Origin of the sequence: Cupriavidus sp. a3 (genome assembly GCF_051015765.1) — a bacterium.
Taxonomy (GTDB): Bacteria; Pseudomonadota; Gammaproteobacteria; order Burkholderiales; family Burkholderiaceae; genus Cupriavidus; species Cupriavidus oxalaticus_A.
In genome coordinates this window covers 2,975,204-2,993,407 of the sequence record NZ_CP170643.1, presented here as the reverse complement: position 1 = coordinate 2,993,407, position 18,204 = coordinate 2,975,204, and the positions used below count along the sequence as shown (strand labels likewise).

Annotated in this window: 21 protein-coding genes; 11 read left to right on the top strand and 10 right to left on the bottom strand. The window is 68.0% G+C overall.

Translation table 11 applies throughout. From position 1 onward, the window contains the following. Positions 1 to 117 precede the first annotated feature (117 nt). From ACAD63_RS14450 to ACAD63_RS14440, 3 genes are all read left to right on the top strand, one after another. Entirely contained in the window at positions 118 to 1,125 is a 1,008-nt protein-coding gene (locus ACAD63_RS14450; protein WP_135705064.1) for an alpha/beta hydrolase, read from the top strand. A gap of 63 nt (positions 1,126 to 1,188) precedes the next feature. After that, positions 1,189 to 2,172, top strand: coding sequence for a tripartite tricarboxylate transporter substrate binding protein (locus ACAD63_RS14445; protein WP_133096895.1), 984 nt, complete (start codon positions 1,189 to 1,191; stop codon positions 2,170 to 2,172). 111 nt (positions 2,173 to 2,283) lie between these two features. Then, positions 2,284 to 2,721: a YbgC/FadM family acyl-CoA thioesterase gene (locus ACAD63_RS14440; RefSeq protein ID WP_063241858.1), complete on the top strand. Its 438-nt coding sequence runs from the start codon at positions 2,284 to 2,286 to the stop codon at positions 2,719 to 2,721. 115 nt (positions 2,722 to 2,836) lie between these two features. Here the strand turns inward: ACAD63_RS14440 and denD are convergent, their stop codons facing one another. The 7 genes from denD to ACAD63_RS14405 all read right to left on the bottom strand — a co-directional run bounded on the left by denD (position 2,837) and on the right by ACAD63_RS14405 (position 9,837). Further along, positions 2,837 to 3,811 (bottom strand): D-erythronate dehydrogenase, encoded by a 975-nt coding sequence (denD, locus tag ACAD63_RS14435; protein ID WP_135705065.1) that lies wholly within the window; start codon positions 3,809 to 3,811, stop codon positions 2,837 to 2,839. A 27-nt stretch (positions 3,812 to 3,838) separates the two neighbouring features. Further along, positions 3,839 to 4,621, bottom strand: a complete 783-nt coding sequence (otnI, locus tag ACAD63_RS14430) for a 2-oxo-tetronate isomerase (RefSeq protein WP_135705066.1) — start codon at positions 4,619 to 4,621, stop codon at positions 3,839 to 3,841. Positions 4,622 to 4,686: 65 nt separating this feature from the next. After that, the gene (locus ACAD63_RS14425; RefSeq protein WP_434032890.1) at positions 4,687 to 6,051 is read right to left on the bottom strand and encodes an MFS transporter; all 1,365 of its coding nucleotides are present in this window, start codon (positions 6,049 to 6,051) and stop codon (positions 4,687 to 4,689) included. Between the two features lie 149 nt (positions 6,052 to 6,200). Continuing rightward, positions 6,201 to 6,854, bottom strand: a complete 654-nt coding sequence (locus ACAD63_RS14420) for an aldolase (protein ID WP_434033998.1) — start codon at positions 6,852 to 6,854, stop codon at positions 6,201 to 6,203. Continuing rightward, positions 6,854 to 8,125, bottom strand: coding sequence for a 3-oxo-tetronate kinase (gene otnK, locus ACAD63_RS14415; RefSeq protein ID WP_133096899.1), 1,272 nt, complete (start codon positions 8,123 to 8,125; stop codon positions 6,854 to 6,856). The genes ACAD63_RS14420 and otnK overlap by 1 nt, the downstream gene beginning before the upstream one ends. Positions 8,126 to 8,137: 12 nt before the next feature. Then, positions 8,138 to 9,031, bottom strand: coding sequence for an L-threonate dehydrogenase (gene ltnD / locus ACAD63_RS14410; RefSeq protein WP_133096900.1), 894 nt, complete (start codon positions 9,029 to 9,031; stop codon positions 8,138 to 8,140). 50 nt (positions 9,032 to 9,081) lie between these two features. Continuing rightward, positions 9,082 to 9,837, bottom strand: a complete 756-nt coding sequence (locus ACAD63_RS14405; protein WP_434032889.1) for a FadR/GntR family transcriptional regulator — start codon at positions 9,835 to 9,837, stop codon at positions 9,082 to 9,084. 201 nt (positions 9,838 to 10,038) lie between these two features. On the opposite strand from ACAD63_RS14405, the gene ACAD63_RS14400 reads away from it, so the two are divergent. Further along, the gene (locus tag ACAD63_RS14400) at positions 10,039 to 10,467 is read left to right on the top strand and encodes a GNAT family N-acetyltransferase (RefSeq protein ID WP_133096902.1); all 429 of its coding nucleotides are present in this window, start codon (positions 10,039 to 10,041) and stop codon (positions 10,465 to 10,467) included. Positions 10,468 to 10,483: 16 nt separating this feature from the next. On the opposite strand, the gene ACAD63_RS14395 is transcribed toward ACAD63_RS14400, so the two are convergent. From ACAD63_RS14395 to ACAD63_RS14385, 3 genes are all read right to left on the bottom strand, one after another. Further along, positions 10,484 to 11,311: an NRDE family protein gene (locus tag ACAD63_RS14395; RefSeq protein WP_133096903.1), complete on the bottom strand. Its 828-nt coding sequence runs from the start codon at positions 11,309 to 11,311 to the stop codon at positions 10,484 to 10,486. Between the two features lie 79 nt (positions 11,312 to 11,390). Further along, on the bottom strand, positions 11,391 to 11,681 hold the full coding sequence (locus ACAD63_RS14390; protein ID WP_434032888.1) for a DUF4936 family protein: 291 nt from the start codon (positions 11,679 to 11,681) through the stop codon (positions 11,391 to 11,393). A gap of 23 nt (positions 11,682 to 11,704) precedes the next feature. Continuing rightward, positions 11,705 to 12,721, bottom strand: a complete 1,017-nt coding sequence (locus tag ACAD63_RS14385) for a YgfZ/GcvT domain-containing protein (RefSeq protein WP_434032887.1) — start codon at positions 12,719 to 12,721, stop codon at positions 11,705 to 11,707. 182 nt (positions 12,722 to 12,903) lie between these two features. On the opposite strand from ACAD63_RS14385, the gene mltG reads away from it, so the two are divergent. The 7 genes from mltG (at position 12,904) to ACAD63_RS14350 (ending at position 18,195) form a co-directional block, all read left to right on the top strand. Then, positions 12,904 to 13,899, top strand: coding sequence for an endolytic transglycosylase MltG (mltG, locus tag ACAD63_RS14380; RefSeq protein WP_195431385.1), 996 nt, complete (start codon positions 12,904 to 12,906; stop codon positions 13,897 to 13,899). 7 nt (positions 13,900 to 13,906) lie between these two features. Beyond that, complete coding sequence (gene tmk, locus ACAD63_RS14375; protein ID WP_133096906.1) at positions 13,907 to 14,518, top strand: dTMP kinase; 612 nt, start codon at positions 13,907 to 13,909, stop codon at positions 14,516 to 14,518. Between the two features lie 28 nt (positions 14,519 to 14,546). Beyond that, positions 14,547 to 15,560 carry a DNA polymerase III subunit delta' gene (locus tag ACAD63_RS14370; RefSeq protein WP_135705071.1) on the top strand — a complete coding sequence of 338 codons (1,014 nt, stop codon included), beginning with the start codon at positions 14,547 to 14,549 and terminating at the stop codon, positions 15,558 to 15,560. A gap of 98 nt (positions 15,561 to 15,658) precedes the next feature. Next, the gene (locus tag ACAD63_RS14365; RefSeq protein WP_135705072.1) at positions 15,659 to 16,063 is read left to right on the top strand and encodes a PilZ domain-containing protein; all 405 of its coding nucleotides are present in this window, start codon (positions 15,659 to 15,661) and stop codon (positions 16,061 to 16,063) included. 37 nt (positions 16,064 to 16,100) lie between these two features. After that, positions 16,101 to 16,625, top strand: coding sequence for a GNAT family N-acetyltransferase (locus ACAD63_RS14360; RefSeq protein ID WP_195431383.1), 525 nt, complete (start codon positions 16,101 to 16,103; stop codon positions 16,623 to 16,625). A 24-nt stretch (positions 16,626 to 16,649) separates the two neighbouring features. Further along, entirely contained in the window at positions 16,650 to 17,444 is a 795-nt protein-coding gene (locus ACAD63_RS14355) for a TatD family hydrolase (protein ID WP_434032886.1), read from the top strand. After that, positions 17,437 to 18,195 carry an ankyrin repeat domain-containing protein gene (locus ACAD63_RS14350; RefSeq protein ID WP_434032885.1) on the top strand — a complete coding sequence of 253 codons (759 nt, stop codon included), beginning with the start codon at positions 17,437 to 17,439 and terminating at the stop codon, positions 18,193 to 18,195. Before ACAD63_RS14355 ends, ACAD63_RS14350 begins: the two co-directional genes overlap by 8 nt. Positions 18,196 to 18,204: the final 9 nt, after the last annotated feature.

Genomic DNA, 18,204 nt, shown 5'->3' with positions numbered 1-18,204 from the left:
AGAAACATCTGGCATCATACTAAAATCGAACGATCGTTCACTATTCGAACTTCCACCCGGGCGGCGTGCACGACACGCTGGCCGTCGCAGCGGAAGCTCGGATTTAACTGATTTCTCATGTCCGCCGTACCATCCTCCGTCAACCAAATGCCCGGCTTGCCGTCGGCGCAGCTCGACCCGCAGGTGGCACAGCTGCTGGAACTGATCGCCCGCGCCAAGCGGCCGCCGATCAACGCACTGGACCCGGAGGACGCCAAGATCGCCTACGAGAAGAGCGCGCCGATCCTCGACATCAGCCCGCCCGCCGTGCACGCAACCGAAGACCTGCACGTGCCCGCGCGTGACGGCCATGCCATCCCGGCGCGGCTGTACACGCCGCGCGAGGCCAGCTGGGCCGAGCCGCTGCCACTGCTGGTGTACTACCACGGCGGCGGCTTTACGGTCGGCAGCGTCAATTCGCATGATGCGCTGTGCCGGCTGCTGTGCGGCGAGGCCGATTGCATGGTGCTGTCGGTGGATTACCGCCTCGGGCCAGAATGGCGCTTTCCAGCCGCGGTCAACGACGCGTTCGACGCGCTGCACTGGATCTTTGCCGAGGCCGGGCGGCTGGGCGCCGACCCCGCCCGCATCGCGCTGGGCGGCGACAGCGCCGGCGGCACGCTGGCCGCGGCCAGCGCGGTAGAGGCGCGCAACGCCGGGTTCGCGCCCGTGCTGCAGATGCTGTTGTACCCCGGCACCTGCGCGCGCCAGGACACGCCGTCGCACCGTGCACTGGCCGAGGGGTACCTGCTGACCGCTGAAATGATCCGCTGGTTCTTCGCGCAGTACCTGGACCAGGAAGCCAGCCGCGACGACTGGCGCTTCGCCCCGCTGGACGGTGGCGGCAACGGTGCCGACGTGCGCAACGTGTGCCCCGCCTGGGTCGCCGTGGCGGGCTACGACCCGCTGCATGACGAAGGCGTCGCCTACGCGGCCAAGCTGCGCGCCGCCGGCGTGCCGGCCACGCTGGCGAACTACCCCGGCATGATCCATGATTTCTTCAAGCTGGGCCGGTTCGTGCCGGCGGTGGCGCAGGCGCATGCCGATGCCGTCGCCGCGCTGCGGACCGCCTTCGCCCAGCCCTGAACAAAAAAAAAGCAGCACCGACATTTTTCAGCAGTGACTTGCAGCACAAGGAGACCTAGTCAAATGCAACGCCGCCAATTTATCGCCCGCGCGGGCCTCGCCGCCGCTACCGCAGCCATCGGCCTGTCCGCCATGCCTGCCCAGGCACAGGCCGACAAGTTCCCGCAGCGCCCGATCCGCCTGGTGATCGGCTATACCGCCGGCGGCTCCACCGACATCCCGTTCCGCGTCCTGGCCGACAACGCCTCCAAGATCCTGGGCCAGCCGGTGATCGTCGAGAACAAGCCCGGCGCTGGCGGCGTGCTGCCCGCGCAGCTGATGCAGACCACCGCGCCCGACGGCTACACGCTGGCGCAGGTCGCCATGCCGGTCTACCGCCTGCCGTACACCACCAAGATCAACTGGGACCCGGTCAAGGACCTGAGCTACATCATCAACCTGGCCGGCTATTCGTTCGGCCTGGTGGTGCCGGCCGATTCGCCGATCAAGACCATGCAGGATTACGTCGCCTACGCCAAGGCCAATCCGGGCAAGCTCACCTATGGGTCGCCGGGCAGCATGACCACGCTGCACCTGACCATGGAAGAACTGGCGCTGAAGCAGGGCGTGCAGTTCTCGCATATCCCATACAAGGGCAATGCGGAATCGATGCAGGCGCTGCTGGGCGGCCATGTGATGTCGGTGGCCGACACGCCGGCGTGGGCTCCGTACGTGGAGCAGGGCAAGCTGCGCCTGCTGTCGACCTGGGGCGAGAAGCGCTCGGCGCGCTTCCCCAACGTGCCGACGCTGAAGGAACTGGGCATGGGCATCGTGCAGACCTCGCCGTTCGGCCTGGTCGCGCCCAAGGGCACGGATCCGAAAATCGTGCAGAAGCTGCATGACGCCTTCAAGAAGGCGATGGAAATGCCCAACTACCGCGAATCGCTGGCCAAGTTCGACATGGAGCCGTTCTACATGAACAGCCAGCAGTACGCGCAGTTCGCCGCCGAAACCGTCAAGAAGGAAAAGGCGATCATCGAGAAGCTGGGCCTGGCCAAGCCGCAGTAAGCCAGCACCAGTTGCGTTCAACCAGGCCGCCGCGCCTGCCGGACCCGTGCCGGCGGGGCGGCGGCCTGATGCTTTGCATTGCTCCGACAAACAAACAGGGAGACCACGTCAATGGCCAAAGAGGAGTTCCGCCACACCATCCCGCTGCGCGTGCGCTGGTCCGAAGTCGATCCGCAATCGATCGTCTTCAATGCGCATTACCTGACCTATTGCGATATCTGCGTGACGGAGTACTGGCGCGCGCTGGGGATCCGCTATCCCGAGGACGTATTGCACGCGCATGGCGTCGATATCTTTGTGGTCAAGTCCACGCTCGAGTATCACGCATCGGCGCGCTTTGACGACGAGCTGGAACTGCGCGGGCGCATGGCGCGGCTGGGGCGATCCAGCATGTTGTTCCGGGTGGAGATGTACCGGGGCGACGAGCACCTGATCACCGGTGAAATCGTCTATGTGTGCGCGGATCCGGCGACGCAGAAGTCGGCGGCGATCCCGGGGGTGGTGCGGGAGATTATCGAGGGGTATGAAGTGGTGAAGCCGGCGGGGTGATGGCGTGCCACTGAGCCTTGAATCCCGCATGTTTGCTCCCCTCTCCCGCTAGCGGGAGAGGGAACAGGCTCTCAGCAGCTGAGGAGGCCGTCGTCATAGCGAAGGCGGCAAATTTTTACTTGCCCACACCCGCATCTTCCATATAAGCCCGGATCACCGCATCAAAGCTGGCATCGCTCTCGAATCCCAGCGACAAGGCCCGTTCCGCATTCCATGCCGCCGGCCAGGTGCCGACGATCTTCTCGACGCGCTCTTCGCGTTCCCAGGTCACCCGATCCGCCACCGCATCGCCGGCCACGCGGCGCAGCGCATCGACCATGCCCGCGGCCGTCACCGACAGCCCCGGCAGGTTGATCACGCGGCGGTTGCCCAGCCGTTCGCCGGCCAGTTCGATGCCATTGATCAGCGCGGCCACCGCCGCGCGCGGCGACAGCAGCCACAGTTTGGTCTCCGGCGCCACCGGGCAGTTCGCTGCCACGCCGGACAGCGGCTCGCGGATGATGCCGCTGGCAAACGACGAGGCCGCCGCATTGGGCTTGCCCGGGCGCACGCTGATGGTCGGCAGGCGCAGCACGCGGCCGTCGACGAAGCCGCGGCGGCTGTAGTCGGACAGCAGCAGTTCGCCGATCGCCTTTTGCACGCCGTACGACGATTGCGGGTTCAGTGCGGTGTCGTCCTGCACCACCGCCGGCAGCTCGCCGCCATAGACCGCGACGGAGCTGGTGAACAGCACGCGCGGCTTGTGGCCCAGCTCGCGGCAGGTTTCGAGCAGCGCGCGCGAGGCGTCGAGGTTGACGCGCATGCCCAGTTCGAAATCCGCCTCGGCCTGGCCGCTGACCACGGCCGCCAGGTGGAACACCGCGCCGGTGTCCTGGTCGATGGCCTGGCGCAGCACCGCCGGGTCGGACAGGTCGCCGGTCACCACGCGCACGCGCGCATCGTCAAGACCTTGCGGCGCGACCACGTCGAGCAGCGTCAGGCGGTCGAAGGCGACGGCCTGGCCGTCCAGGTTCAGGGTGCCGCGTTGCAGCAGCAGGCGGGCGAGTTGCAGGCCGAGGAAGCCGGCGCCGCCGGTAATCAGTACGTTCATGGCAAGAGATCTGTGGTTGTTCTGTAATCAGCGGCCGAGGTAGGGCTTGAGCCAGCCCAGTCCTTCGGACGTGCCGGCACGCGGACGGTATTCGCAACCGATCCAGCCCTTGTAGCCGAGCGAGTCGATCAGGTCGAACAGGTACGGGTAGTTCAGCTCGCCCAGGTCCGGCTCATGGCGCTCGGGCACGCCGGCGATCTGGATATGGCCGATGCCGGCCATGTCGCGCCTGAGCTTCATCGCGATATCGCCCTCGACGATCTGGCAGTGGTAGCAGTCGAACTGCACCTTCAGGTTGGCCGCGCCGACTTCCTTGCAGATTGCCTGCGCGTCGTCCTGGCGGTTCAGGAAATAGCCCGGCATGTCGCGCGTGTTGATCGGCTCCAGCACGATGGTCACACCCTGCGCGGCAGCCGCCTTCGCGGCAAAAGCGACGTTTTCCAGGTAGGTGGCGCGGTAGCGCGCGCGGTCGGCATCGGCCGGCACCAGGCCCGCCATCACGTGCACGCGGTCATTGCCGATCACGCCGGCGTATTCCAGCGCGCGGCCGACGGCGTCGCGGAATTCCGCCTCGCGCCCCGGCAGCGAGGCCAGGCCACGCTCGCCCGCTGCCCAGTCACCCGGCGGGGCATTGAACAGCGCCTGGGTGAGGCCGTTCGCGTCGAGGCGTGCGCGCAGCTCGGCGGCGGGGTGCTCGTACGGGAACAGGTACTCCACCGCCTGGAAGCCGTCCGCCGCCGCAGCGGCGAAGCGATCCAGGAAAGCGTGCTCGTTGTACATCATCGAGAGATTTGCGGCGAAGCGCGGCATGGGAACTCCAGAGCGTAGGACGAAGCCGGGCCGGTCGCGGCCAGCGCGACCGGCCCGGCCGGATTTCAGCGGTTGACCAGTTTAGCCGGCGTCAGCCACACCAGCACGGCGCCCACCACCAGGATCGCGGACAGCACGTACATCGGCAGCTGCGTGCTGTGCGTCAGGTCCTTGAGCGCGCCAACCATGTATGGCGACACGAAACCGGCCAGGTTGCCGACCGAGTTCACCACGGCGATGCCGGAGGCGGCGGCAATGCCGGACAGGAACGCGGTGGGCAGCGACCAGAACAGCGGCGCGCAGGTCAGCACCCCGGCGGCGGCCAGCGACAGCGCGGCGATGGACACGGTCGTATTGTTGGTGAACGAGGCGGCAATGGCGAAGCCCACCGCACCCATCAGCGCCGGCACGATCAGGTGCCAGCGGCGTTCCTGGCGCGCATCGGCGCTGTGGCCGAGGATGTTCATGACGATGATGGCGCAGATGAACGGGATCGCCGACAGCAGGCCGATCTTCAGGTTGCCGGTGACGCCGCTGGCCTTGACCAGCGTGGGCATCCAGAACGTCAGCGCATACTGGCCGGTGACGAAGCAGAAGTAGATCAGGCACATCCACCACACGCGGCGGTCTCTGAACACGGCGCCCAGCGAATGGCCGTGGGCCTGGCCGGCGGCGGCGCCGGCCTTCTTCTGGTCTTCCTCGACATTGCGCTTGAGCACGCGCTTTTCATCGGCGCTGAGCCACGGTGCCTTGTCGATGCCGTCGCGCAGCACGAAGATCGTCACCACGCCGATGACCAGCGCGGGCAGGGCTTCCAGCAGGAACATCCACTGCCAGCCGCTCATGCCATGCGTGCCGTTGAAGGCGTCCATGATCCAGCCCGACAGCGGGTTGCCGAACATGCCGGCGACCGGGATGCCCGACATGAACAGCGCGATCATCTTGGCGCGGCGGTTGGCCGGGTACCAGTAGGTCAGGTACAGGATCACGCCGGGGTAGAAGCCCGCCTCGGCCAGGCCGAGCAGGAAGCGCATCACGTAGAACTGTGTCGGCGTCTGCACGAACACGAACAGCGCCGAGATGATGCCCCACGTGATCATGATGCGCGCGATCCAGATGCGCGCGCCGATCTTGTGCATCAGCAGGTTGCTGGGCACTTCGAACAGGAAATAGCCGATGAAGAACAGGCCGGCGCCCAGGCCGAACACGGTCTCGGAAAAGGCCAGGTCCTGGCCCATCTGCAGCTTGGCAAAGCCGACGTTGACGCGATCGAGGTAGGCGACCACGTAGCACAGCATCAGGAACGGCATGATGCGCCAGAACACCTTGTTGTAGGCGCGTTTCTCGATCTGGGTGTCGGTGTCGAGCCGGGCGTTGCCGCCCAGGCTGTCGAAGGCTGGCACGCTGGCCGCCGGTTGGTTGGATGGCATTGGTGGTCTCCGGGTAGAGTCAGTCTGGTCTAGTAATGGGTGGCGGCCGCGCGAATTGCAGGCATGCGCGTGTCCCGCACGGTGGCCGCAAGGCAACCGCGCCGGTCAGATCCGTATGGCCGTGTCAGTCGGAAAAACGGGTGGCCGTGCTACCAGCGCGCCTGGAAGGCGTCACGCAATTCAGCCAGCGCGCCGTCAGGCAGCGCCGCGCGGGCGGCGAAGCCCGGCGTGTCTTTCATCATCATCCATAGCTTGGCGGTCTCCTCCAGTTCTTCCAGCGCGAACGCGGCGCGCGAGACGCTGGACTCCCACACCACCGGACCGAGGCGCTCGAGCAGCACGCCGCGCACCTGCGCGGCCAGCGTGGCCACGCGCGCGGCGACCGCGGGATCGCCGGGCCGGTGATAGGGAATCAGCGGGATATGGCCGACCTTCATCACGTAATACGGCGTGAGCGGCGGCAGTACGTCGTCCGGTTGCCAGGCACCGGCCAGCGTCAGGGCCACGAGGTGCGTCGAGTGCGTGTGCACCACGGCGTGCGCCCCGGGATTGTTGTCATAGATCGCGCGATGCAGCGTGAGCGTCTTGGACGGCTTGTCGCCCGACACCCAGGTGCCGTCGGCGGCGACCTTGGCTACCACGGCCGGATCCATCATGCCCAGGCAGGCGTCGGTCGGGGTGATCAGCCAGCCATCGTCCAGCCGCGCGCTGATGTTGCCGGCCGAGCCGACGGTATAGCCGCGCTGGTAGAGGCTGGCGCCGATGCGGCAGATCTCTTCGCGCAGCTTGCTTTCGGTGCTCATCATTGGCCTCCGAGCTGGCGCAGCGCTTCGTCAAAGAAGTCCGGGCCGCCGAAATTGCCCGACTTGAGCGCCAGGGCCAGCGGCGTGGCGCCGAGCGTGACCGTGGCCGGCACGCCGGGTGCGATCTGCGTGCCAATGCGCAGCGCGCGGACGTTCAGCGCCTGCACCACGGCGCCGGAGGTCTCGCCGCCGGCGACGACAAAGCGGCGCGTGCCGCGTGCGAGCAGGCCGGCCGCGACGGTGGCCAGGCATTGCTCGACCAGGTGGCCGGCGCGCTCGACGCCCAGTTCGGCCTGCACGGCCTTGACCTCGTCGGGGCTGGAAGTGGCGTAGACCAGCACCGGCTCGTCGTGCGAGGCGGCGAAGTCCAGCGCGGCGTCGGCCACGGCTTCGCCGCGCGCCAGCGCGAGCGGGTCGATGCGCAGCGCCGGGCGGCCTTGCTCCAGCCAGCGGGCCACTTGTCCGTTGGTCGCGCGCGAGGCGCTGCCGGCCAGCACCACGCCCGGGCCGTCGACGGCCGGGACCGCGTCGGCATCGCCACGCTGCGGCAGCAGGCCGGCGCGGCGGAAATTCCCGGGCAGGCCCAGCGCGATGCCGGAGCCGCCGGTGATCAGCGGCAGGCCGGCGCAGGCTTCGCCCAGCGTGAGCAGGTCGGCGTCAGACACCGCATCGGCGACCGCCAGCCGCACGCCGTCGTGGCGCAGCGACGCGATGCGGTCGGCCGTGGCCTGCGCGCCGCGCGCGACCGCGTCATAGCGCAGCAGGCCGACCTTGCTCTGGCTTTGGCGCTGCAGCACGCGCACCAGGCTGGCATCGGTCATCGGCGTCAGCGGGTGGTGCTCCATGCCCGATTCGTTGAGCAGCGCATCGCCCACGAACAGGTGGCCGCGGAAGATGGTGCGGCCGTTCTCGGGGAAGGCGGGGCAGGCGATGGTGAAATCGCTGTCCAGCGCGTTCAGCAGCGCTTCGGCGACCGGGCCGATATTGCCGGCATCGGTCGAATCGAAGGTCGAGCAGTACTTGAACACGAACTGGCGGCAGCCCTGCGCGCGCAGCCATTCCAGCGCGGCCAGCGACTGCGCCACGGCCTCGGCGGCGGGGATGGTGCGCGATTTCAGCGCGACCACCAGCGCATCGGCCGCGCCGGTATCGGCCACGGATTCAGGCACGCCGATGGTCTGCACGGTGCGCATGCCATTGCGCACCAGAGTGTTGGCGAGGTCGGTGGCGCCGGTAAAGTCGTCGGCGATACAGCCAAGGAGCGCGGTCATCGTTGGTGCTCCTTATTCGGCCGTGCCCGGCAGTTCGATGCCCGGGAAGATCTTGATCACGGCCGAATCGTCTTCGCCGCCGTGGCCGGCGGTGGAGGCCATCATGAACATCTGGTGCGCGGCGGCCGACAGCGGCAGCGGGAATTTGCTGGTGCGCGCGGTGTCGAGCACCATGCCCAGGTCCTTGACGAAGATGTCGACCGCCGACAGCGGCGTGTAGTCGCCCTTCAGGATATGCGGCACGCGGTTCTCGAACATCCACGAATTGCCGGCGCTGTGCGTGATCACGTCATAGAGCGCGTCCGGGTCCACGCCTTCGCGCATGCCAAGCGCCATCGCCTCGGCCGCGGCGGCGATATGCACGCCGGCCAGCAACTGGTTGATGATCTTGACCTTGGAGCCCGCGCCGTGGGCGGCGCCCAGGCGGTATACCTTGCCGGCGATGGCGGCCAGCACGTCCTCTGCCAGCGCGTAGGCTTCGGCGGGGCCCGAGGTCATCATGGTCATCTCGCCGCTGGCGGCGCGCGCGGCACCGCCGGAGACCGGCGCGTCAAGCATCAGCAGGCCCTTTTCGGCGAGGCGCTGTCCCAGCGTCTCGGCAAAGCCCGGCGGCACCGTGGCGCTGGCGATCACCAGCTTGCCCGGCTGCATCTCGGCCACGGCGCCGTTGGCGCCGAACAGCACGGCCTCGGTCTGCTGCGCGTTGACGACCAGCGTCAGCACCACGTCGCAGCGGCTGCCCAGCTCGGCGGGCGACGCGCACGGCACGCCGCCTTCATCGGCAAAGCGCTGCAGTACTTCGGGACGCAGGTCGCAGGCGTGCACCTTGAAACCGGCACGCAGCAGCGACTGCGCGACACCAAAGCCCATGGCACCAAGGCCGATGACGCCGATATTCCTGGACATAGAGGACTCCTGAATCTGATACGGGGAAAGCTTGAAAGGTGCGGCTGGCGTCAGTTCGACGCGCCCCGCGTGACGGCGGCTTCATCGTCACCGGCGCCGTTCTCGTCGGCGCCCAGCTGGGCCAGCCGGCGGGCGGCGTTGTACATGTGGTTCTGCGCGGCATTGCGCGCGGCCAGCGGGTCGCCGGCGCGGATCGCCGCGACGATGGCCTGGTGTTCCTCGCGCACCTGGCGCGAGAAGTCGGCGCGGCGTGCCTCGTTGGTCCGGGTCACGCGGGTGGCCGCTTCGAGGTACTGGCTGAGGAATTCCAGTGTCTTCAGGAAGTAGGGGTTGCCGGTGGCGCCGGCGATGGCGCGATGGAAGGCCACGTCCGCGGCCACGCCGTCGCCGCCTTGCCCGACTTCCTCGTCGATGCGGGCCAGCGCGGCATCGATGGCGGCCATCGATGCGTCGGTGCGGCGGCGCGCGGCCTGCGCGGCCACCTCGGCTTCGATCGCGCGGCGCAGCTCGACGATCTGCAGCACCGATTCCAGCGTGCCGGTGTCGGTGTAGTCGATGCGCAGCGGCCGGATGCCGGCCTGCAGCGTCACGAACACGCCGCTGCCCTGGCGCGATTCGACGACGCCTTCGTACTTCAGCCGGGAAATCGCCTCGCGCACCACGGTGCGGCTGACGCCGAACTCTTCGGACAGCACCGCCTCGGTGGGCAGCTTGTCGCCGCGGGCAAAGGCGCCGCTCTGGATCTTGTCCAGCAGCTGTTCGGCGACGTTGTCGGTCAGCGCTCGGGCAGGGACTTTCTGGAACATGCGGATTCGCCGGGTTATTCGGTAATCAGGTCATCATACAAATTTGCTAGGACGATGCGATCCCGGGAAAACCCTAGGATGGTGCGTTGGTAGTTACCAATGCTCCACTTTGGTGCTTCGCCGCCTGCCCCGGGCTGGCGTATCATGGGCGCCCGCCCGAGCCTGGAAGGCCGGGACACCTATTGCCCAGACCCAACCGCCATGCCAGTCACCGTCCTGATCTGCCCCTGGTCCGAAGCGCGCGAACGTGCCCGCGCCATCCGCTACACCGTGTTTGTCGAAGAGCAAAACGTGCCGGTGGAACTGGAATGGGACGAATGGGACGAGCCCAGCTGGCACGCGCTGGCGCTGGCCGGGGATGGCACCCCGGTGGCCACGGGCCGGCTGCTGCCCGACGGCCATATCGGCCGCATGGCCGTGCTGAAGGCGGCGCGCGGCACCGGCGTCGGCGCGCAGGTGCTGCGGGCGCTGATGGAGAAGGCCGCGCAACTCGGCTACCCGGAACTGGTGCTCAATGCCCAGACCCATGCCGCGCCGTTTTACCTGCGCGCGGGGTTTGCCCAGTCGGGGGAGGAGTTCGAAGAGGCCGGCATCCCGCATATCGAGATGCGCAAGCGGCTGGCGGGCTGAGCGCCCGCTGCCGCCATTACCGCGGCGCCTGCACGATGCCCGTATCGCGCGGCAGGTTCAGCTTGCCGTGGTAGGACACCTCGCCGATGCGGCCACTGGCGTCGAAGCTGCGTTCGCTCAGGTCGAAGCGGCCATCGTGCCGCACGCGCAGCACCGTGCTGGCGCGGGTGCCGTATGACGCCGAGCGGATAAATGCCGATGACAGCAGCTTCTCCCACTCCGGCGCGACGCCGGTGGAGGGCAGCTCGAAATCCGCCGCCTGGCGCTCGTCGGCCAGCATCTGCAGGTAGGGCTCGGCGCTGGCATCGGCTCGCCCGCTGTCGGCCGCCAGCACCTCGGCAAGCGCGCCCACGCGGCTGCGCACCTTGGGCCAGGGGGTGTCGAGCAGTGCATTGGACAACCCGTACAGTCCCGGGCGCAGCTTCTGCGGCTGGCGCGTGGCCGAGCGGTTGCTGTACCACCAGAGTTCGCGCAGGTCGCAGGCAAGCAGGTTGAAGCCGTTGTAGCAGCCATCCTCGCCGGCCAGCCCGTCGAGATAATCGAACGGCGCATCATGGCCGCGCAGGAAGCCGGCCACCAGCTCGCCGCGCGAGCGCGCGTCGGTGCGTTTCTCGGAAGGGGCGCGGTAATTGGTCAGCGCGGCAAAACGCCCGTCGGCGTTGACGCCCATCCAGGTGCCGGGCTCGCCGATCACTTCCGCCAGGTCGCGTCCGGCCAGCACCTGCGGCGCATCCTGCCACCAGTGCACGGCCGCCGCGGGGCGGACATAGAATTCATCGCGGTTGCCGGCAACGACCAGGGCATAGTCCGGGTGGGATTGCCAGGCAACCAGGATCAGGCACATCGTTCGGCTTCCTTTGCCGCCGGGGACGCTGGGCGCGCGGGCGTTCCGGCGTACTTCGCGTTTCTGCAGTTCCGGGACGCTACAGCACGTCCAGGTCGATAAAGTGTTCGGCCTGCCGCTCGCCGTCCACCCACTGGTCCAGCCCGCTCTGGCGCCACAGGCCGGCCAGCGTGACATCGAAGGCGGGCGGCACGTCGGCGTAGCATTCCATCCAGGTCTGCACGCCGGCTCGGGTCTCGGGCCTGCACATCAGCGTACCACCAATTCCGGTCGCCTCGGCAACCGTCTCCATCCAGCGGTGCCAGAGCGGCAGCGCTTCGGCGGCAACGGCCTCGGGCACGCGGAAATAGACGAACAGGTGGTCGCTCATGGCAGGGTCCCGGTTCCGAAATGTCAGCCCGCCGCCTGGGCCGCTTCGCCCAGCGGCACGTCATAGGGCAGGGTGGCGGTCGCCAGCGCAGGGCCTTCGGCGTTGCCCAGCCGCAGCGCGCTGCCGGCGGCGTCGATCTTCAGCTCGGCCAGCCCGGCCCAGCCGCCCTGCGGCGCGGGCGCGGCGTTGACGATCATGCCGCACGGCTGGCCGGGGTCTTCCGGCCGGTAGATCTCCGCCGCGGGCGCCGGCACCTCGCCATCGCCCTGCACCAGCCACATGCGGCGCTTGAGCGTGCCGCGGTACTGGCTGCGCGCGACGATTTCCTGGCCCGGGTAGCAGCCCTTGCGGAAATTCACGCCGCCGACCAGCTCGAAATTGATCATCTGCGGCACGAACTGTTCCTGCGTCGCGGCGACGATGCGGGGCAGGCCGGACTGCACTTCCTGCCAGTCCCACAGCGCCGGCGGCGCGTCCTGCAGCTTGCCGGCCAGCGCCGCGCGCACGGCCTCGGCGCGCCCGGCGGGCAGCAACAGTTGCCAGCGCGGCTGCCCGGCGGCGTCCGGCAGGCGGATCACGGCAACGCCGTCGGCCTCGGCAACGGCAAAGGCCGCTTCCGGCGCCGGCAGGTTCGCGGCCGCCAACGCATCGGCGGCACCGGCACCGGCGACGCCGACGATGGCGCTGGCGGGCGTGATATCGGCCAGTTTTGCCTTGGAGCGCAGCACGAACATCGACAGCCGCTTCTGCACCGCGGCCTGGATATCGGCGGACAGCTGCAGCACGATGCCTTCAGCATCGCGCCACATCAGAAAGGTGGCGAGCAGGCGACCCTTGGGCGAACAGTAGCCGGCCAGGCGCGCGGAGCCCGGCGTCAGGTCCTCGACCGCATTGGTGAGCTGGGTGTGCAGGAAGCTGGCGGCATCGTCGCCGGCCACGCGGATCAGTCCGAGCCCGGCGGGGGCACAGACGATTCCGCTTGCCTGCAAGGATTCGAGGCTGGCGGCGAGTTCCGGGGCTTTGGCATTCATCACTGGCATTGCGAAATCGTGGCGATCGTCCGAGACAGATCGGGTTGGAAAGGCACCGGTGGCGGCGCGCGCGGCCAGGTGCGCAAGAGGCGCCGGAGCCGCCGCGCATGGTCGGTGCGAGGCTGCCGGTTATTATATGGGGCTACGAGATTTTCGGCCGATGCGCCGCAGTCTCACCCCGATCCTGATACATGAAACGTTTTTTCCTTCGCCTGGGCCTGGCGTTCCTGGTACTCGCGCTGGCGGCAGCCGGCGGCTTTGCGTGGTGGGCCAATCACCCGCTGGCGCTGAACCGTTCGCCGGTCGAAGTGGTGATCAAGCCCAATTCGGGCGTAGCCAGCGTCGGCCGCCAGATCCAGCGCGGCGGCGTCGGCATGGACCCGCGGCTGTTCACGCTGCTGGTGCGCCTGACCGGCCACGGGCCCGACCTGAAGGCCGGCGGCTATGAATTCGAGACCGGCGCCACGCCGCTGTCGGTGATGGGCAAGCTGGTGCGCGGCGAAGTCACGCACTACGTGGTTACCGTGATCGAGGGCTGGGAGTTCCGCAAGATGCGCGCGGCGGTCGATGCCAGCCCGGCGCTGAGCCACGATACGCGCGACATGTCCGACGCGCAGCTGATGAAGGCAATCGGCGCCGCCGAGGCCTCGCCCGAGGGGCTGTTCTTCCCGGACACCTACCTGTTCGCGCGCGGCAGCAGCGATATCGACCTGTACAAGCACGCCTATCGCGCCATGCAGCGCCGGCTCAATGAAGCCTGGAACGCACGCGCGCCCGACCTGCCGTACAAGTCCCCGTACGAGGCGCTGGTGATGGCGTCGATCGTGGAGAAGGAGACCGGGCAGGCGTCGGAGCGCCCGATGATCGCCGCGGTGTTCATCAACCGGCTGCGCAAGAACATGATGCTGCAGACCGACCCGACCGTGATCTACGGCCTGGGCCAGGCCTTCGACGGAGACCTGCGCAAGCGCGACCTGCAGGCCGACACCCCGTACAATACGTACACCCGCACCGGCCTGCCGCCCACGCCGATCGCGCTGCCGGGCCTGGCCTCGCTGGCGGCGGCCACCGCACCGGCGCCGTCCGATGCGCTGTACTTCGTCGCCCGCGGCGACGGCAGCAGCCATTTCTCCAACTCGCTACCCGAACACAACCGCGCGGTCGACAAGTACCAGCGCGGCAAATAGGCATTCCATGCGCGGAAAATTCATCACTTTCGAAGGCATCGACGGCGCCGGCAAGAGCACCCATATCGACTGGGTGGCGGCACGGCTGCGGGCGCGCGCCGGCATTCCCGCCGTGGTCACCACCCGCGAGCCGGGCGGCACGCCGCTGGGCGAAGACCTGCGCCAGCTGCTGCTGCACCGGAAAATGCACCTCGAGACCGAGGCGCTGCTGATGTTCGCGGCGCGCCGCGAGCATATCGCCGAGGTCATCGACCCCGCGCTGGCACGTGGCGAATGGGTGATCTCCGACCGCTTCACGGATGCCACCTTTGCCTACCAGGGCGGGGGCAGGGGCCTGCCGACGCAGCGGCTCGAAGTGCTGGAAGACTGGGTGCAGGACGGCCTGCAGCCGGACCTGACGCTGCTATTCGACGTGCCGCTGGAAACCGCCAGCGAGCGGCTGGCCGGAGCCCGGGCGCCGGACAAGTTCGAGGCGGAATCGCGTGCGTTCTTCCAGCGCACCCGCGACGAATACCTGCGCCGGGCCGCGGCGGCACCGGGGCGCTTCCGCGTGATCGACGCCACGCGCAGCATCGACGCAATTCGAGAAGAACTCGATCAGATTATCGCAACCCTTTGATCTGACGGCACTATACTCCCTGATTCACATGCTCTATCCCTGGCAGAAGGAAGACTGGCAACGGCTCGGCATCCTGCGCGAACGGCTCCCGCATGCCTTGCTGATCCATGGCCAGCAAGGCATCGGCAAGCGCGACCTGGCGCTGCATTTCGCGCAAGGCCTGCTTTGCGAAGCGCCGCGGCCCGACGGCCAGCCCTGCGGCCAGTGTTCCGCGTGCCACTGGTTCAGTCAGGGCAATCACCCTGATTTCACCGTGGTGCGCCCCGAGGCGCTGGATGCCTCGGCCGAGCCTGATACCGACGAAGGCGGCAAGAAAAAGGCGCCGAGCAAGATCATCCGCATGGAGCAGGTGCGCGCGCTGATCGAGGCGGTGGGCGTCGGCACGCACCGTGCAGGCCTGCGCGTGGTGGTCGTGTATCCGCTCGATGCGTTGCAGACCGAGGGCGCCAACGCGCTGCTGAAGACGCTGGAGGAACCGCCCCCGTCGACCGTATTCCTGCTGGTGACCGACCGGCTCGACCGTATCCTGCCGACCATCCTGTCGCGCTGCCGCCAGTTCTCGGCCCAACGCCCGACGCCGGAGGCCGCGCTCGCGTGGCTGCAGGGCCAGGGGGTTGCCGATGCCGAGGCCCAGCTGGCGCAGGCCGGCGGTTCGCCGCTGACCGCGCTGCACGCGGCCGAGGCCGAGGAGCAGCCGCTGCAACGCCTGCTGGTCAGCCAGCTGGGCGCGGGCGCCGCGTTCGACGCCTCTGCAGCCGCCGAACAACTGCAGAAGCTGCCGGTGCCCGCCGTGCTTGGCATCCTGCAGCGCTGGACGTACGATCTGCTGAAGCTGCGGCTGGATGGCGCCGGCGGCACCGCGCCGCGCTACTTCCCCAAGGAGCGCGCCGCGCTGGCGCGCTGCGCCGGGGCCACCGACGCGCACCGGCTGCAGGCCTACGCGACGCGGCTGACCGCGCATCGCCGCAGCGAGAACCATCCGCTGGCGGCAAGGCTGGTGATGGAGGCAGTATTCCTGGAGTACCGGCAGCTGTTCCGATAAGGCAGCGCCCCTACGCAGTGCCGCTACGCAGTGCCGTTTCGTGGCAACACCATAACAACAAGCAGTAACAAGCAGCATCGTCATTCAGGGGGTCAACCATGAACACTGCAGTCACCGGGGCACCGCCGGGCGCCCCGCTGGGCGCGCCGACCGGCAGCGGTGCGGCATCGCGTCCCAACGTGCTGTCGTTGTCGATCAAGGATCAGGCCGGGCTGTACGCGGCCTATATGCCATTCCTGGCGCGCGGCGGCATTTTCGTGCCGTCGAACCGCCCGTTCCGGCTGGGCGAGCAGGTGTTTCTGGTGCTGTCCCTGCTGGACCGGCCGCAGAAGTACCAGATCGCGGGCCAGGTGGCCTGGATCACCCCGGCGGGCACGCCGATGAAGACCCCCGGCGTCGGCGTACACTTCCCCGACGACGACAACGGGCGCAACCTGCGCCGCGCAGTGGAGGAGATCCTGGGCAAGATGCTGGAATCCGGGCGCCCCACGCAAACCATATGAAGATTGCGAAGATTGCTTCGCAATCCATTGATAGTTAATGAATTCTTCCCGTTTTTCCCTGCGCATTGCCGAGCCCCGCGACCTGCCGGGCATCGTGGCGATCTATAACAGCACCGTGCCGTCGCGCATGGTCACCGCCGACACCGAGCCGGTCACCGTGGACTCGCGCCAGGCCTGGTTCGACGCCCACCAGCCCGGACGCCGCCCGCTATGGGTGTGCGAGGATGCCGACGGCCGCATGGCCGGCTGGATGAGCTTCTCGGATTTCTATGGCCGCCCGGCCTATGGCGGCACCGCCGAGGTCTCGATCTACCTGGACGCCGAGCGCCGGGGCCAGGGGCTGGGCCGGTACTTGCTGCAGCGGGCCATCGACCATGCGCCCGCGGTCGGCGTGAATACGCTGCTCGGCTTCATCTTTGGGCACAATGCCCCCAGCCTGGGCCTGTTCGCCGCGATGGGCTTTACCCGCTGGGGCGACCTGCCGCGCGTGGCCGTGCTCGACGGCGTCGAGCGCGACCTGATCATCCTCGGCCTCCGCGTGGATGGCGGGCAGCCGGCCTGAGCGGCCGAAGACAAGAGAATTCCCATGTTTGTCGATTCCCATTGCCATATCGATTTCCCCGAGCTGGCCGCGCGCCTGCCCGAACTGCTGGAAAACATGCGCGCCAACCAGGTCACGCATGCGCTGTGCATCTCGGTGACGCTGGAGGACTTCCCGCGCGTGCTGGCGCTGGCCGAGCAGCATCCCAACCTGTATGCCTCGGTCGGCGTGCATCCCGATTATGAAGAGGGGGAGGACCCGTCCGTCGAGCGCCTGGTCGAGCTGTCGGCGCACCCGCGCGTGGTCGGCACCGGCGAGACCGGGCTGGACTACTACCGCCTCAACGGCCGCAGCATCGCCGACATGGAATGGCAGCGCGAACGCTTCCGCAACCATATCCGTGCCGCGCGCCAGACCGGCAAGCCGCTGATCATCCATACCCGTTCGTCCGCCGACGACACGCTGCGGCTGATGCGCGAAGAGAACGCGGGCGAAGCGGGTGGCGTGATGCACTGCTTTACCGAGACCTGGGACGTCGCCCGGCAGGCGCTGGACCAGGGCTTCCATATCTCGTTTTCCGGCATCGTCACCTTCAAAAGCGCCGCCGACCTGCAGGAGACCGCGCGCAAGGTGCCGCTCGACCGCATGCTGATCGAGACCGATTCACCCTACCTGGCACCCGTGCCATACCGCGGCAAGACCAACGAGCCGGCCTGGGTGCGCCACGTAGGCGAGTTCATTGCGCAGCTGAGGGGGGTGCCGGTGGCGCAGGTGGCTGAGCAGACCACGGAAAATTTCTTTAACCTATTCAAGCACATCGACAGGAATGCTCATGTTTGACCTGAAGTCTGTCCGCCGTGCCGCCGGCGCCGTGGTGCTGGTGGCGGCCACGCTGGCGCAGGCCACGCCGGCCGACGACATGCGCAAGGCGGTCGAGTTCGACGATGCCAATACCGTCAGGAAGCTGCTGGCCAAGGGCGTCGATCCCAATATCGTCGACAGCCGCGGCAACCCGGCGCTGGTGCTGGCGCTGCGCGAGAAGTCGCTCAAGGTGGCAACGGTGCTGATCCGCGCCAAGGACATCGATTTCGACAAGGCCAACCCCGCCGGGGAGACCCCGCTGATGATGGCGGCGCTGCAGGGCCAGCTCGACATGGTCAAGCTGATGGTCGACGAGATGGAGGCCGAGATCAACAAGACCGGCTGGACCCCGCTGCACTACGCCGCCACCAATGGCCACAACAACGTGGTCAAGTACCTGGTCGACCATGCCGCGTATATCGACGCCGAGTCGCCCAACGGCACCACGCCACTGATGATGGCCGCGCGCGCGGGCCATATCGAGACCGTCAAGCTGCTGCTGGACGAAGGCGCCGACATGCGCCTGAAGAACCAGCAGGGCATGACCGTGATCGACTTTGCCGAGCGCTACAACCAGGCCGAGATCGCCAACGGGCTGAAGTCGCGCTGGCAGAAGATGTATCCGCAGACGCCGATCGTGCCGGCGCCGCCGCTGAAGGCGCCCACCGGGACGCCGGGCGGCCAGCGTCCCGCCACCGCGCCGGCTGCGCCGCAGACCAAGGGCTGGTAAGGCGCGCCC